Here is a 14,825-nt window from a genome sequence, read left to right on the forward strand (position 1 = left end):
GGGGCTGCGAAGCAGCCCCAATACCGCATAAAGCAGGTAGAATCACGCCCTGACTCTATCAGGGCGTTTTTCTATGCGTATTGGCCACGGCTACGATGTGCACCGTTTCTGCGACGGTGATTTCATTACCCTGGGAGGGGTACGTATCCCCCACAAATACGGCCTCCTGGCCCATTCCGACGGCGACGTGCTGCTGCACGCCCTGAGCGATGCCTTGCTTGGCGCTGCGGCGCTGGGTGACATCGGCAAGCACTTTCCCGACACCGATCCGCAGTTCAAGGGCGCCGACAGCCGCGTGCTGCTGCGCCACGTGGTCGGCATCGTCCTGGCCAAGGGCTGGAAGGTCGGCAACGTCGACGCCACCATCGTTGCCCAGGCGCCGAAAATGGCCCCGCATATCGAAACCATGCGCCAACTGATCGCCGAAGACCTGCAGGTCGCGCTCGACCAGGTCAACGTCAAGGCGACCACCACCGAAAAACTCGGCTTCACCGGTCGCGAGGAGGGCATCGCCGTGCATGCGGTCGCCCTGCTGCTGCCAGCATGACCGAACTGGATCTGCTGGGCCCGCGCGCATCGGGCGAATCACTGGGCACCGCTGTGCTCAAGGCGGTGGCGGAAGACTTCCAGGTCGACGAAGTGCTGGACATTCCATTGTCCGGCCAGGGCGAGCACCTGTGGCTGTGGGTCGAGAAGCGCGACCTCAACACCGAAGAAGCAGCCCGTCGTCTGGCGCGTGCTGCAGGTGTGCCGGCGCGCGCCATCAGCTATGCCGGCCTCAAGGACCGCCAGGCCCTGACCCGCCAGTGGTTCAGCCTGCACCTGCCAGGCAAGGCCGACCCCGATCTGTCGCGTGCCGAAGACGACACCCTGCGCGTACTCAAGCAGGTGCGCCACCAGCGCAAACTGCAACGCGGGGCCCATTCGGCGAACGGCTTCACCCTGCGCCTGACCGCGTTGGCGGCTGATCACCCGGCGCTGGATGCTCGGCTGGAATGGCTCAAGCAACACGGCGTACCCAACTACTTCGGTAGCCAGCGGTTCGGCCACGGCGGCGGCAACGTTCACGATGCCCAGGACTGGGCGGCGCGCAAGGCCCTGCCAGAGCAGCGCAACGTGCGTTCGCGCCTGCTCTCGGCGGCGCGCAGTTATCTGTTCAACCAGGTGCTGGCGGCGCGTGTTGCCGATGGCAGCTGGCAGCGCGCCCAGGTCGGCGACCTGTTGGCGTTCACCGACAGCCGCAGTTTCTTTCCGGCAGGTGAAGAGGAATGCTCCGACCCGCGTCTGGCCATTCTCGACTTGCATCCGACCGGCGTCTTGTGGGGCGAAGGGCCTTCGCCTGCGGCCGGTGCCACCGGCACGTTGGAGTCGGCGATCGCCGCGCAGCACCCGGGCCTTTGCCAATGGCTGGCCAATGCAGGCATGAGTCACGAACGGCGAATCCTGCGGCTCCCTATTGGCGGCTTGACGTGGCATTATCCCGAGCCTGATATCCTGCAACTGGAATTCGTCCTTCCGGCCGGATGCTTCGCCACCGTGGTGGTGCGCGAACTCGTCGATCTGGTGCCGGCAGGGCAGACGGACAGCCCATGCGTATTCTAATTTCGAATGACGACGGTGTTACCGCACCCGGCCTCGCCGCACTTCATGGTGCGCTGGCGGATTATGCCGAGTGCGTGGTGATCGCCCCAGATCAAGACAAGAGCGGCGCCGGCAGTTCGCTGACGCTGGACCGGCCGCTGCACCCGCAGACCTTGGCCAACGGCTTTATCAGCCTCAATGGCACGCCCACCGATTGCGTGCACCTGGGGTTGAACGGCTTGTTGCCTGAACCTCCGGACATGGTCGTTTCGGGTATCAACCTGGGCGCCAACCTGGGTGATGACGTGATTTATTCCGGCACGGTCGCCGCCGCACTGGAAGGACGCTTCCTGGGGGGCACGTCGCTGGCGTTCTCGCTGTTGTCGCGCTTGCCCGACAACCTGCCGACCGCGGCCTTCATCGCCCGCCGCCTGGTGGAAGCGCAGTCGCGCCTGGAGCTGCCCCCGCGCACCGTGCTCAACGTCAACATCCCCAACCTGCCGCTGGAACACATCCGTGGCATCCAGCTCACCCGCCTCGGTCATCGGGCGCGGGCGGCGGCTCCGACAAAAGTGGTCAACCCGCGTGGCAAAGAGGGATACTGGATTGCGGTGGCCGGCGATGCCGAGGATGGCGGGCCTGGCACCGACTTCCACGCAGTGATGCAAGGTTACGTGTCTATTACCCCGTTGCAGCTGGACCGCACCTTCAATGATGCCTTCGAGCAGCTCCACGGTTGGCTGGAGGGCCTGCTCTGATGCGTGAACAGGACGATCTGCAGCATCGTGGTATCGGCATGACCTCCCAGCGAACCCGGGAACGCCTGATCCAGCGCCTGAGCGAGGAAGGGGTGTCCAACCCCAAGGTGCTCGATGCCATCCGCCGTACCCCGCGCCACCTGTTCGTCGATGAGGCCCTGGCCCATCGCGCCTACGAAGACACCGCGTTGCCGATCGGGCACAACCAGACCATCTCCCAGCCGTTCATGGTCGCGCACATGAGCGAACTACTGCTGGAGGCCGGGCCGCTGGACAAGGTGCTGGAGATCGGCACCGGCTCGGGCTATCAGACCGCGATCCTGGCCCAGCTGGTCGAACGGGTTTTCTCGGTAGAGCGGATCAAGGTCCTGCAGGACCGGGCCAAGGAACGCCTGCTCGAGCTCAACCTGCGCAACGTGGTCTTTCGCTGGGGCGACGGTTGCGATGGCTGGCAGGCGCTGGCTCCCTACAATGGCATCATCGTCACTGCGGTGGCCCCGGAAGTGCCGCAGGCCCTGCTTGACCAGTTGGCACCCGGCGGTCGCATGGTGATCCCGGTGGGGCCGGCTGGCGAGGTGCAACACCTGATGCTGATCGTCCGTGAAGAGCAGGGTTTTTCCCAGCGCGTCCTGGGCGCCGTGCGTTTCGTGCCATTGCTCAATGGCCCGTTGGCCTGAGCCAGGCGGAATATTTCCAGCGGCGAAGAATTCTTGCCGTTTCGCCCTGTCTATCTGGCGGGGTATGCCGATACCGTCAAGGGGCGGGCAGGCCTTGGCCTTCCTCGCAGAGACGGTGGGCTCGGTTATAATTGCAACAATATTGCATTTCTGGTCGTTTTATCGATTTCGGCACCATGAGGGGAGCGCGGGTGGGGCACACAGTCATTCTGCAGCGCAAGGATCAATCGGGTTTCAAGCTTCTGGTGGCTGCACTGGCCATCGGCACCCTGCTGACAGGTTGCTCCAGCACCGGCTCGAGCGGTGCGCGCGTGGTCGACCGCAATACTAATACGGCGCCCAAGCGGCCAACCGTGACCTCTGGTCAATACATCGTCAAGCCGGGCGATACCTTGTTCTCCATCGCCTTCCGCTATGGCTGGGATTACAAGGAGCTGGCCGCGCGCAATGGCATCACTGCCCCGTACACGATCCGCCCGGGGCAGCCGATACGCTTCAGCAGCGCATCGACGGGCACCACCACGGTGGTCTCCAGCCCGTCGTCTTCAAGCAAGACCACCGTCATTCGTCGGCCTGTGAATGCGCCTATCACCCCACCCGCCAACGCCGGAAAACCGACGCCAACAACGCCCGCCACGCCTACCCCGGTGGTTGCCACGGTGCCCGCTGCAGAGCGCGCCGTAGGGGGCTGGACCTGGCCTGCCAATGGCGTGCTGATTGGCAAATTTGCTTCAAACGGTAGTTTGAATAAAGGCATTGATATCGCCGGTGATTTGGGACAGCCTGTTTTTGCTGCGTCTGATGGTGCGGTGGTTTACGCCGGGAGTGGCTTGAGGGGCTACGGCGAACTGATCATCATCAAGCACAGCGACACCTACGTCAGTGCCTACGGCCATAACCGCAGGCTGTTGGTTCGGGAGGGGCAGCAGGTCAAGGCAGGGCAGTCGATTGCTGAAATGGGGTCCACGGGCACTGATCGGGTGAAGCTGCATTTCGAGATTCGCCGCCAGGGCAAACCCGTCGATCCACTCCAGTTCCTGCCACGTCGTTGACTGTTGTACCCGGCCTGTTCCTGTGATGTAGAGGGGACAGGCTCCTGCGTTGCCAGGGATACAGGCGCCGCTCGAGTCTGAGTTCGAACTCAGCAAAGGGACTATAACAATGGCTCTCAATAAAGAAGCGCCGGAGTTTGACATCGACGATGACGTCCTCCTGATGGAGACGGGCATCGTTTTGGAAACGGATGTGGTGTCAGACGAACCTGCTGTACCGTCGGTTCGGACCAGGGCCAAATCAGGCTCTTCGCTCAAACAGCATAAGTACATCGATTACAGCCGGGCGCTCGACGCTACCCAGCTGTATCTCAACGAAATCGGCTTCTCACCGCTGCTTTCGCCGGAAGAGGAAGTGCACTTTGCGCGCCTGTCGCAAAAGGGCGACCCTGCTGGCCGCAAGCGCATGATCGAAAGCAACCTGCGCCTGGTTGTGAAAATCGCCCGTCGTTACGTCAATCGCGGCCTGTCACTGCTCGACCTGATCGAGGAGGGCAACCTGGGGCTGATCCGTGCCGTCGAGAAGTTCGACCCGGAGCGCGGTTTCCGTTTCTCGACCTATGCGACCTGGTGGATTCGCCAGACCATCGAGCGGGCGATCATGAACCAGACCCGCACCATTCGCCTGCCGATCCACGTGGTCAAGGAGCTCAACGTCTACCTGCGCGCCGCGCGGGAGCTGACCCAGAAGCTCGATCACGAGCCTTCGCCGGAAGAAATCGCCACCTTGCTGGAGAAGCCTGTTGCCGAGGTCAAGCGCATGCTTGGTCTCAACGAGCGGGTTTCCTCGGTGGATGTGTCCCTGGGGCCTGATTCGGACAAGACCCTGCTCGATACCCTGACCGACGATCGTCCAACCGACCCTTGTGAGTTGCTGCAGGATGACGACCTGTCGCAGAGCATCGACCAGTGGCTGGGCGAGCTGACCGACAAGCAGCGTGAGGTGGTAGTGCGCCGCTTCGGCCTGCGCGGTCATGAGAGCAGCACCCTGGAGGACGTTGGCCTGGAAATCGGGCTGACTCGCGAGCGGGTACGGCAGATTCAGGTAGAGGGGCTCAAGCGCCTGCGTGAGATTCTCGAAAAGAATGGGCTGTCCAGCGAGTCGCTGTTCCAGTAAGCGTTGATTCCCGAATGCAGAGCGCCCCGATGACCTCGGGGCGTTTTTGTTTGTGCTTTTTCTGTATGCCAAGTCCGCCTTTGGCAGTCATTAATGGGAGAAGGAAAGCTCGCACGATCCCTGTGGGAGCCGGCTTGCCGGCGATGAGGCCGGCGCGGGCAAAAGCCGGTCAGTCGGTTTGCACGATGCGATCTGAAGCACTGCTGTAGTTGGATGGGGCCAAGCGAAACACTGTCATTTTGAATAGCCTGTTCGGGCCCTATCGCCGGCAAGCCGGCTCCCACAGGTACGGTGCGACTTTCAAAGCCAGCGGTGTACCTGTGGGAGTGGGCTTCCCCGCAAATTATGTATTGCGCTAGCGCTGATGCATTGCGTGTAAGCCTTTGCTTACTCGTTGTGTAAGCCATTGATGCAGGGGCTAGTAAATCATTGTCGTTTCCAGATCCATAGAATTCGCATCTTGTTGAAAATAAACAACTTTCCGAATATGTGGAAATGTGTCCCCGGTAATGTCTTGTGAGGTTTCTCAGTTGCCCGCCCAGCGGAAGTCGCTAGTATTCGAACTGTGCACACGGACACGCACAGGCTTTCAGGAAGAAGGCCAAGGACATCGCAAGAAGCGATTCATCAGGATGATGTTTGGGACAAGCAGGGACTACGGAAAAAATGTGGGCGGGTCAAACCGCCCCTTTTTTTTGCCTGCAAGAAATGAAAAAAGGCCCGTTGCGGGCCTTTTTTGTTATCTGGGTGCTGTCAGCGTTCCAGATCGGCAATCTTGCCAGTTTTGCCATCCCACTCTTCAGCGTCCGGCAGGGCATCCTTACGCTCGGTGATGTTCGGCCAGATCTCTGCCAGCTCGGCGTTGAGCTCGATGAAGTTTTCCATGCCCGCAGGCACTTCGTCTTCCGAGAAAATCGCCTGGGCGGGGCATTCAGGCTCGCACAGTGCACAGTCGATGCACTCATCGGGATGAATGACCAGGAAGTTCGGGCCTTCGTAGAAGCAGTCCACCGGACAGACTTCCACGCAGTCGGTGTATTTGCATTTGATGCAGTTGTCGGTGACGACGAAGGTCATTTCTAGTTTTCTCCTCAGGCGACGGCGGCGGCCCTTCCTCTCAGGGCCGCGCGGTTTACGGGTACATGGCTGCAGGTCAGGCTAATAACCTGCAGCACCAGCAAACCGCGGCGGATTCTACCAGCTTGTAGTGGGCGCCGTTATAACAGGTTTTTTAGTTGATATAGCGTTTCGATAGCTTGACGCGGCGTCATGTCGTCCAAGTCCAGCTTGCCCAGCTTCTCGATGGCTGGATGTGGCAGGCTGGCGAACAGGTCGCTCTGGTGCGGTGTCTGTGGCTCGCCTTTGGCTTTCTTGGTAACGGGTAACTCATGCGGCAGGCTGCTGGTTTCCAGGCGGCCCAGATGCTCGCGCGCGCGTTGGATAACCACGGAGGGTACGCCTGCCAGTTGCGCCACGGCCAGGCCATAACTCTGGCTGGCGGGGCCAGGCAGGACATGGTGCAGGAACACGATGCGCTCGTTGTGCTCGGTAGCGTTCAGGTGCACGTTGGCCACCAGGGGTTCGCTTTCCGGCAGTACGGTGAGCTCGAAGTAGTGGGTGGCGAACAAGGTGTAGGCGCGCAGTTGCGCCAGGCGCTCGGCGGCAGCCCAGGCCAGCGACAGGCCGTCGAAGGTACTGGTGCCGCGGCCGACCTCGTCCATCAGCACCAGGCTGCGGTCGGTAGCGTTGTGCAGGATGTTGGCGGTTTCGCTCATCTCGACCATGAAGGTCGAACGCCCACCGGCCAGGTCGTCGCTGGAGCCGATGCGGGTGAAGATGCGGTCGACCAGCGACAGCTCGCAGCTGGCCGCCGGCACGAAGCTGCCGATATGCGCCATCAGCACGATCAGTGCGGTCTGGCGCATGTAAGTGGACTTACCGCCCATGTTCGGACCGGTGATGATCAGCATGCGCGTGCTGTTGTCCAGGCTCAGGTCGTTGGCCACGAACGGGGTGGTCAGCACCTGCTCGACGACCGGATGACGGCCTTGGTCGATGCGCAGGCAAGGCTCGTCGACGAAGCGCGGGCAATTGAGGTCGAGGTTCAGCGCACGCTCGGCCAGGTTGCTCAGCACATCCAGCTCGGCCAGGGCGGCGGCGCTGTCTTGCAGCGGTGCGAGATGGCTGATGAGGGTTTCCAGCAACGCGTCATAGAGCATTTTTTCGCGGGCCAGGGCACGGCTCTTGGCCGACAGTGCCTTGTCCTCGAACGCCTTCAGCTCGGGCGTGATGAAGCGCTCGGCACCTTTGAGCGTTTGCCGGCGAATATAGTCGCCCGGTGCCTGTTCGGCCTGCTTGGTGGGCAGTTCGATGAAGTAGCCGTGCACGCGGTTGTAGCCGACCTTCAGGTTGGCAAGGCCGGTGCGGGCTTTCTCGCGGGTTTCCAGGTCGATCAGGAACTGGCCGGCGTTTTCGCTGATGGCCAGCAATTCATCCAGGTCGTTGTCGTATCCGGCCTTGAGCACGCCGCCGTCGCGAATCACTGCCGGCGGGTTGTCGATGATCGCCCGCTCCAGCAGGCTGGCCAGTTCTGGGTATGTGCCGGTGATGGCGGCCAGGCGCGCCAGGTGCGGGGCCTCCAGCTCGGCCATGGCGTTTTGCAGTTCAGGCAGGGCACAGAGGGCATCGCGCAGGCGCGCCAGGTCGCGCGGGCGGGCGTTGCGCAGGCCGATACGGGCGAGAATCCGCTCGATATCGCCAATTTCCTTGAGCTGCGGCTGCAGTTTTTCGAAGCGATAGCCATCGAGCAGGCAGCGGATCGAGTCCTGGCGCGCTTGCAATACCTTGGGGTCGCGCAGCGGGCGGTTTAGCCAGCGCGTCAACAGGCGGCTGGCCATGGCGGTCTGGCAGCGGTCGAGCACCGACTGCAGGGTATTGTCCCGCCCGCCGGCCAAGTTGATATCCAGCTCGAGGTTGCGGCGGCTGGCGCCGTCGAGGATCACCGTATCATCGAGGCGTTCGTGGCGCAGGCTGCGCAGGTGGGGCAGGGCGGTGCGCTGGGTTTCCTTGGCATAGGTCAGCAGGCAGCCGGCAGCGCCGATGGCCAGGGTCAGCTTGTCGCAGCCGAAGCCTTTCAGGTCCTTGGTCGCGAATTGCTGACACAGCGCCTTACGCGCCGAGTCGCGGTCGAAGTCCCAGGGGGCGCGCCGACGTGCTCCCGGACGCTTCTCGGCCGGCAGGTCGCGCGGCCAGTCGTCGGGGATCAGCAGCTCGACCGGGTTGAGGCGTTCAAGCTCGGCCAGCAGGTTCTCCCAGCCCTTGATTTCCTGAACACTGAAGTTGCCGCTGGTGATGTCCAGCACCGCCAGGCCGAACAAGCGCTCATCACCCAGCAGCGCGGCGATCAGGTTGTCGCGACGCTCGTCCAGCAGCGCCTCGTCACTGACCGTGCCAGGGGTGATGATGCGCACTACTTGGCGCTCGACCGGGCCTTTGCTGGTGGCGGGGTCGCCAATCTGTTCGCAGATCACCACCGACTCGCCAAGCTTGACCAGTTTGGCCAGGTAGCCTTCCAGCGAATGGAACGGAATTCCGCACATGGGAATGGACTGGCCGGCCGACTGACCGCGTGCGGTCAGGGTGATATCCAGCAGTTTCGCGGCTTTTTTCGCATCTTCGTAGAAGATTTCGTAGAAGTCGCCCATGCGGTAGAACATCAGCTGGTCCGGGTGCTGGTTTTTCAGCTTCCAGTACTGCTGCATCATCGGGGTGTGTGCGGAAAGATCAGACATTCAGGGCCTTACAGCGGGTGATCTGGTTGGCGATTATGAAACCGGCAATGGTACAGGCTTTTTCAATGAGATGCAGGCAGACGCCCATGGGCGTGCGTGCGCACCCGGGTACGTTGCATTTCGTGTAGCGCCCTTGCATTATGCACGCTATGCAAAAACGCAATGTAGCCATCGTACTTAGAGAACTGCTCGATCGCCACAGCCTGTCCCCGACGGAGCTGCACCGGCGCACGGGCGTACCGCAATCCACCCTGTCGCGTATTCTCGGCGGCAAGATCGTCGACCCTTCGGACAAGCACGTATCGAAGATCGCCGACTACTTCGGTGTCAGCACCGAGCAGTTGCGTGGCCGAGCCGAACTTGGCCAGACGCGCGAGGCCGCACTGCCGGCCCATGGCCACGCGGACCTCAGCGACATCAGCCTGTGGGACGATGAAACCCCCGTCGAGGACGACGAGGTGTCGGTACCTTTCCTTCGCGAGGTCGAGTTGGCAGCAGGATCAGGAAGATTCGTCATCGAAGAGAGCGAGCGTGCGCGCCTGCGCTTCGGCAAGCGCAGCCTGCGGCACAATGGTGTGCAGTTCGATCAGGCCAAATGTGTGACGGTACGCGGCAACAGCATGCTGCCGGTGCTGCGCGATGGTGCCACGGTCGGCGTGAATACCGGAAAGTGCTCGATCGGTGACATCATCGATGGCGACCTCTATGCCATCAACCACAATGGCCAGTTGCGCGTTAAGCAGGTCTACCGCCTGCCTACCGGTATTCGCCTGCGCAGTTTCAACCGCGACGAGCACCCCGATGAGGACTACAGCTTCCAGCAGATGCAGGACGAGCAGATCAGCCTGCTCGGGCATGTGTTCTGGTGGGGGATGTACGCCCGCTGACAGCCCCGGCCTGAGGAAAAACCCGCCCCGGCGGGTTTTTTTTCGCCTGCAGAAAATTCCTACAAGCCCGATCGTGCACAGCCTTCATGCATATCAGCAAAAAGTAGTGCATAGATATTTCCAGAAACGCATTGACTGCATATGCATTGATGCATATCGTGTATTTCAAGCCGGACGCATACCGGTTGTGACATAGGCAGCGATGGGCAGGCCTCAACTGTCCAGGGGCTGGCAACTGGCCCGGGTGTACAGCGTAAAGCTGGAATGCCGAGCTCACCCACAACGGACCTGTTGGCCAGTGCCGGCAGGCATCACGCAGGAGGCAGGACAGCGATGAACGCGCAACAAGCGTTATTGGAAATGCCGCTCTGGCTGGTAATCGTCCTGGCATTGCTGGGCGGCCTGAGCGGCGAGATGTGGCGGGCCGACAAGGCTGGCGCCAAAGGCTGGTCGCTGTTGCGACGGTTGGTGCTGCGCTCCGGGGCATGCATGGTCTGCGGGGTATCGACGGTGATGCTGCTGTATGCCGGCGGCCTGTCGATCTGGGCGGCCAGCGCATTTGGCTGCATGACCGCGGTAGGGGGTGCCGATGTGGCCATGCGGATCTATGAGCGCTGGGCGGTTCGGCGTCTGGGGTTGTGCGACAGCGCGCAGTCCGATGAGCAATAGCGAGGAGATCAACCATGCTTACAGAAACGCAATTGCTACAGATTTTGCCCAACGCTCGCCCCGTCGCGGGCGTTTTTCTTACTGCACTGAATGTCACGTTGCCACGTTGGGAAATCGACAACCCCAAGCGTATCGCGGCGTTCATCGCCCAGGTCGGCCATGAGTCCGGGCAGTTTCGCTATGTGAAGGAACTGGGCAGCGATCGCTATCTGGCCCGCTATGACACCAGTAGCCTGGCCTTGCGCCTGGGCAATACGCCGCAGGCGGATGGCGATGGCCAGTTGTACTGTGGGCGCGGCCTGATCCAGGTCACTGGGCGCAACAACTATCAGGCCTGCAGCCATGCGCTGTTTGGCGACGAGCGTTTGTTGGCACAGCCGCAACTGCTCGAGCAACCGCGCTGGGCCTGTGAGTCGGCGGCGTGGTTCTGGCATTCGCGGGGGCTTAATGGCCTGGCTGATCGGGGTGAGTTCAACAGCATTACGCGTCATATCAATGGGGGGCTCAATGGGTTGAAGGAGCGCCTTACGCTCTGGGCACGGGCGCGCGAGGTGTTGGGTTGAGCCACTTGGTTGATTGCGCTGCGGGCGCTGGTCATTAGTTCTGTAGCGTTCGTAAGATCGAGCGCCGCCCGCGCGGCGCTCGGTCTCAGCAGCAACACAGAACTAAAGGCATACCCCCAGGCCCACCTGCCGATCAGGACATGCCAACCCCCAGAGCACAAACCCCTATCCCGCTACCCTTCGCCAAATGCTACGGTGTCCCGTAATCCCGAAGGAGCCCACCATGGACCCAATCACCGTTCTCTCCACCCGCCTGGGCGAACACCTGCGCCGCCTCAACGCCCAGGTGACTACCGCCGAATCCTGCACCGGCGGCGGCATCGCCGAGGCCATTACTCGCGTGCCTGGCAGTTCGGCCTGGTTCGAGGCGGGTTACGTCACCTATTCCAATGCCCAGAAAACCCGCCAGCTCAATGTGCCCGAGGCGCTGTTCATCGAGGTCGGTGCAGTGAGCCAGGAGGTGGTCGAAGCCATGGCTCGTGGTGCCCAGGCCGCCAGCAGTGCCCGCTTTGCAGTCGCTGTCAGTGGCATCGCGGGGCCCGATGGCGGTTCGCCGACAAAGCCGGTGGGCACCGTTTGGCTGGCCTGGGCCGATGGCGATCGCGTGTTCAGTGAGCGGCGCCACTTCGACGGCGACCGCGAAAGTGTGCGCCGACAGACGGTGATCGCCGCGTTAGACGGCTTGTTACAGCTTGGCGCCGAGTAATTCGACGACAGGGGTTTGCTCAAACGCTTGCCTGTGGAATAATACTGGCTACTTATACAGGTATTCCGGCCGTCAGGGCCAAGTCGAACACGTGAGGATTTCAATGGACGACAACAAGAAGCGCGCCTTGGCTGCGGCCCTGGGTCAGATCGAACGCCAATTCGGCAAAGGCGCTGTCATGCGCATGGGCGATCACGAGCGTCAGGGTATCCCGGCCATTTCCACTGGCTCGCTGGGCCTGGACATTGCCCTCGGCATCGGCGGCCTGCCAAAAGGTCGTATCGTCGAAATTTATGGCCCAGAATCGTCGGGTAAGACCACGCTGACCCTGTCGGTCATCGCCGAGGCCCAGAAGAACGGCGCCACCTGCGCCTTCGTCGACGCCGAGCACGCCCTCGATCCTGAATATGCCGGCAAACTGGGCGTCAACGTCGACGACCTGCTGGTCTCGCAGCCGGACACCGGTGAGCAGGCTCTGGAAATCACCGACATGCTGGTGCGTTCCAACGCGGTTGACGTGATCATCGTCGACTCCGTGGCTGCCCTGGTACCCAAAGCCGAAATCGAAGGCGAGATGGGTGACATGCACGTCGGCCTGCAAGCCCGTCTGATGTCCCAGGCTCTGCGCAAGATTACCGGTAACATCAAGAACGCCAACTGCCTGGTTATCTTCATCAACCAGATCCGTATGAAGATCGGTGTGATGTTCGGCAGCCCGGAAACCACTACCGGTGGTAACGCCCTGAAGTTCTACGCCTCGGTGCGTCTGGACATCCGCCGTACCGGCGCGGTAAAGGAAGGCGACGAAGTGGTTGGCAGCGAAACCCGCGTCAAGATCGTCAAGAACAAGGTTTCGCCACCGTTCCGTCAGGCCGAGTTCCAGATCCTCTACGGTAAAGGTATCTACCGTAACGGCGAAATCATCGACCTGGGCGTATCCCAAGGGTTGGTGGAGAAGTCCGGTGCCTGGTACAGCTACCAAGGCAACAAGATCGGTCAGGGCAAGGCCAACGCCGCCAAGTACCTGCAAGAGAACCCGGCCATCGGTGCAGAGATCGAGAAGCAGATCCGCGAGAAGCTGCTCAACACGGGTGCCGTTGCTGCTGCCGGCAAGGCCGCTGCCGCTGAAGCCGATGCCGGCGACATGGCTGATGCCGACGCCGGTTACTGATCAGCGCTTGTAGAGTACCTGTATGTCCGTCGTCCTCGACACCCCCGTCGCCGTTCGGCGGACAGCCATGGACCTGCTCGCGCGCCGCGAGCATGGTCGCGTCGAGCTGACGCGCAAATTGCGTCAGCGCGGCGCTTCGGATGAACTGATCGAGCCAGAGCTCGATCGGCTCACCGAAGAAGGGCTGCTTAGCGAAGCCCGCTATCTTGAGAGTTTCATTCGATACCGTTCCAACGCCGGCTATGGCCCCGCGCGCATTCGCGAGGAGCTGAGCCAGCGTGGCCTGAACCGTGGCGACATCGACCAGGCACTGCGTGACAGTGGTGTGGACTGGGCGGAACGGTTACAGGAGGCCTGGCAGCGAAAATTTGCCGGCCAACGCCCGCATGACCCCCGCAGCCGTGCCCAGCAGAGTCGATTTCTCGCCTACCGTGGATTTCCCATGGACATGATCGGGCGCCTACTCAGCGGCCGGGATTTGTACGACTAGTAGGAGCGGCCTTGTGTCGCGAAAGGGGCGCGCAGCGGCCCCAGGATATCGACATCGCCGCTGAACTGCTGGGGCCGCTGCGCGCCCCTTTCGCGACACAAGGCCGCTCCTACAGTGGTTGCGAAGGACCCTAGCTAACCTTCAACGCCTCCCGCGCTCGCTGCGTGGTATGCATCGGCTGTGGCTTTGCCCAGTTCTCCGGCAGATTGATGAAGTCCACCAGTTCACGCAGGCGACCCTGATCGCGTCCATTGAAGGCAAAGGTCAGGCGAGTCAGATGGTTGTAATTACCCACCTCATGCTCTGCACCACTGTCTGCCTGCTGGTGATACTTGCCGCTCAGGCGCAAATCGGCGAAGGATTCCTGAATTTCATACAGCGCGGCATCGCTGAGCCGATGGTGCATGCGAATCACGAACTGATTCTTCAGCCAGCGGCTGGAGTGATAATTGCTGTAGAACTGGTTGATCTCTTCCACCGCTTCGTCGGCGTTGTGCACCAGGCGCACCAGTTTCAAGTCGCTGGGCAAGATGTACCGGTTCTCCTGTAATTGACGGCTGATGAAGTCCAGGCAATCGCGCCAGAACGTGCCCCCTGGTGAGTCCAGCAGTACTACGGGCACCAACGGACTCTTGCCGGTTTGAATCAGCGTCAGGACCTCCAGCGCTTCATCGAGGGTGCCGAAACCACCTGGGCAAAGCACCAGTGCATCGGCCTCCTTGACGAAGAACAGCTTGCGGATGAAAAAGAAGTGAAAGGGCAGCAGCTTGTCGGTGCCGTCGACCGTCGGGTTGGCATGCTGCTCGAAAGGCAGGGTGATGTTGAAACCGAGGCTGTGATCGCTGCCAGCACCTTCGTGGGCTGCCGCCATGATGCCGCCGCCGGCACCGGTGATGACCATGAGATCAGAACGGGCCAGGGTAGCCCCCAGTTCGCGTGCCAGCGCATACATCGGGTGTTCCAGCGGGGTGCGCGCCGAGCCAAAGACGGTGACCTTGCGTCGCCCTTTGTAGCGCTGCAAGGTGCGGAAGGAATGGTCCAGTTCGCGAAGCGCCTGCAGGGTGATCTTGGCACTCCAGCGGTCACTGTCATCGTGGGCCATGCGCAAGACGGTCAGCATCATGTCGCGGTACAGCGGCAGGTTGGGGCTGTCGGGCGCGACCAATTGCAGTTGTTCGTCGATCTTGCTCAGGTCGATGCCGCTGTCCCTGAAGTGATTGAACAGATGTTCACTCGATTGGTAAGGCATTCAACGTCTCCTTCTGCAGCAAAACCTCTGACCGAACCGATGGCATGGCTCGGCCGCGACACTGCGTGTGTCGCTGGCTGCTCTGGCTCGAGTATGCATCCCGAGCATTGCAGT

15 protein-coding genes are annotated in these 14,825 nt (G+C 61.6%); 12 read left to right on the forward strand and 3 right to left on the reverse strand.

Features of this window, described 5'->3' with window-relative positions:
* Positions 1–73 precede the first annotated feature (73 nt).
* The 6 genes from ispF to rpoS all read left to right on the forward strand — a co-directional run bounded on the left by ispF (position 74) and on the right by rpoS (position 5,185).
* On the forward strand, positions 74–547 hold the full coding sequence (gene ispF / locus ACIPZB_RS05410) for a 2-C-methyl-D-erythritol 2,4-cyclodiphosphate synthase (RefSeq protein ID WP_400639279.1): 474 nt from the start codon (positions 74–76) through the stop codon (positions 545–547).
* Positions 544–1,602: a tRNA pseudouridine(13) synthase TruD gene (gene truD, locus ACIPZB_RS05415; protein ID WP_400639280.1), complete on the forward strand. Its 1,059-nt coding sequence runs from the start codon at positions 544–546 to the stop codon at positions 1,600–1,602. Before ispF ends, truD begins: the two co-directional genes overlap by 4 nt.
* Entirely contained in the window at positions 1,590–2,339 is a 750-nt protein-coding gene (gene surE / locus ACIPZB_RS05420; RefSeq protein ID WP_008099650.1) for a 5'/3'-nucleotidase SurE, read from the forward strand. Before truD ends, surE begins: the two co-directional genes overlap by 13 nt.
* Before the next feature lie 38 nt (positions 2,340–2,377).
* Positions 2,378–3,016 carry a protein-L-isoaspartate(D-aspartate) O-methyltransferase gene (locus ACIPZB_RS05425; protein ID WP_400639368.1) on the forward strand — a complete coding sequence of 213 codons (639 nt, stop codon included), beginning with the start codon at positions 2,378–2,380 and terminating at the stop codon, positions 3,014–3,016.
* A 191-nt stretch (positions 3,017–3,207) separates the two neighbouring features.
* Entirely contained in the window at positions 3,208–4,068 is an 861-nt protein-coding gene (locus ACIPZB_RS05430; RefSeq protein ID WP_400639281.1) for a peptidoglycan DD-metalloendopeptidase family protein, read from the forward strand.
* A 109-nt stretch (positions 4,069–4,177) separates the two neighbouring features.
* Positions 4,178–5,185: an RNA polymerase sigma factor RpoS gene (gene rpoS / locus ACIPZB_RS05435; RefSeq protein WP_008099655.1), complete on the forward strand. Its 1,008-nt coding sequence runs from the start codon at positions 4,178–4,180 to the stop codon at positions 5,183–5,185.
* A gap of 753 nt (positions 5,186–5,938) precedes the next feature.
* Here rpoS and fdxA read toward each other — a convergent pair.
* On the reverse strand, positions 5,939–6,262 hold the full coding sequence (gene fdxA, locus ACIPZB_RS05440; RefSeq protein ID WP_004375459.1) for a ferredoxin FdxA: 324 nt from the start codon (positions 6,260–6,262) through the stop codon (positions 5,939–5,941).
* Positions 6,263–6,402: 140 nt separating this feature from the next.
* On the reverse strand, positions 6,403–8,976 hold the full coding sequence (gene mutS / locus ACIPZB_RS05445; RefSeq protein WP_400639282.1) for a DNA mismatch repair protein MutS: 2,574 nt from the start codon (positions 8,974–8,976) through the stop codon (positions 6,403–6,405).
* Between the two features lie 140 nt (positions 8,977–9,116).
* Here mutS and ACIPZB_RS05450 point away from each other — a divergent pair, with 140 nt between their 5' ends.
* The 6 genes from ACIPZB_RS05450 to recX all read left to right on the forward strand — a co-directional run bounded on the left by ACIPZB_RS05450 (position 9,117) and on the right by recX (position 13,462).
* Positions 9,117–9,863 (forward strand): helix-turn-helix transcriptional regulator, encoded by a 747-nt coding sequence (locus tag ACIPZB_RS05450; protein ID WP_400639284.1) that lies wholly within the window; start codon positions 9,117–9,119, stop codon positions 9,861–9,863.
* Between the two features lie 333 nt (positions 9,864–10,196).
* The gene (locus ACIPZB_RS05455) at positions 10,197–10,532 is read left to right on the forward strand and encodes a phage holin family protein (protein ID WP_400639285.1); all 336 of its coding nucleotides are present in this window, start codon (positions 10,197–10,199) and stop codon (positions 10,530–10,532) included.
* 14 nt (positions 10,533–10,546) lie between these two features.
* Positions 10,547–11,095 (forward strand): glycoside hydrolase family 19 protein, encoded by a 549-nt coding sequence (locus ACIPZB_RS05460; protein ID WP_400639286.1) that lies wholly within the window; start codon positions 10,547–10,549, stop codon positions 11,093–11,095.
* Positions 11,096–11,318: 223 nt separating this feature from the next.
* Entirely contained in the window at positions 11,319–11,801 is a 483-nt protein-coding gene (locus ACIPZB_RS05465) for a CinA family protein (protein WP_400639287.1), read from the forward strand.
* A 103-nt stretch (positions 11,802–11,904) separates the two neighbouring features.
* On the forward strand, positions 11,905–12,972 hold the full coding sequence (gene recA / locus ACIPZB_RS05470) for a recombinase RecA (RefSeq protein ID WP_008101027.1): 1,068 nt from the start codon (positions 11,905–11,907) through the stop codon (positions 12,970–12,972).
* A 22-nt stretch (positions 12,973–12,994) separates the two neighbouring features.
* The gene (recX, locus tag ACIPZB_RS05475) at positions 12,995–13,462 is read left to right on the forward strand and encodes a recombination regulator RecX (RefSeq protein WP_400639288.1); all 468 of its coding nucleotides are present in this window, start codon (positions 12,995–12,997) and stop codon (positions 13,460–13,462) included.
* A gap of 130 nt (positions 13,463–13,592) precedes the next feature.
* On the opposite strand, the gene ACIPZB_RS05480 is transcribed toward recX, so the two are convergent.
* On the reverse strand, positions 13,593–14,711 hold the full coding sequence (locus tag ACIPZB_RS05480; protein ID WP_400639289.1) for a TIGR00730 family Rossman fold protein: 1,119 nt from the start codon (positions 14,709–14,711) through the stop codon (positions 13,593–13,595).
* Positions 14,712–14,825 lie beyond the last annotated feature (114 nt).

Source organism: Pseudomonas sp. NPDC089396 (assembly GCF_044749545.1).
In the GTDB taxonomy this organism is placed as follows: Bacteria; Pseudomonadota; Gammaproteobacteria; order Pseudomonadales; family Pseudomonadaceae; genus Aquipseudomonas.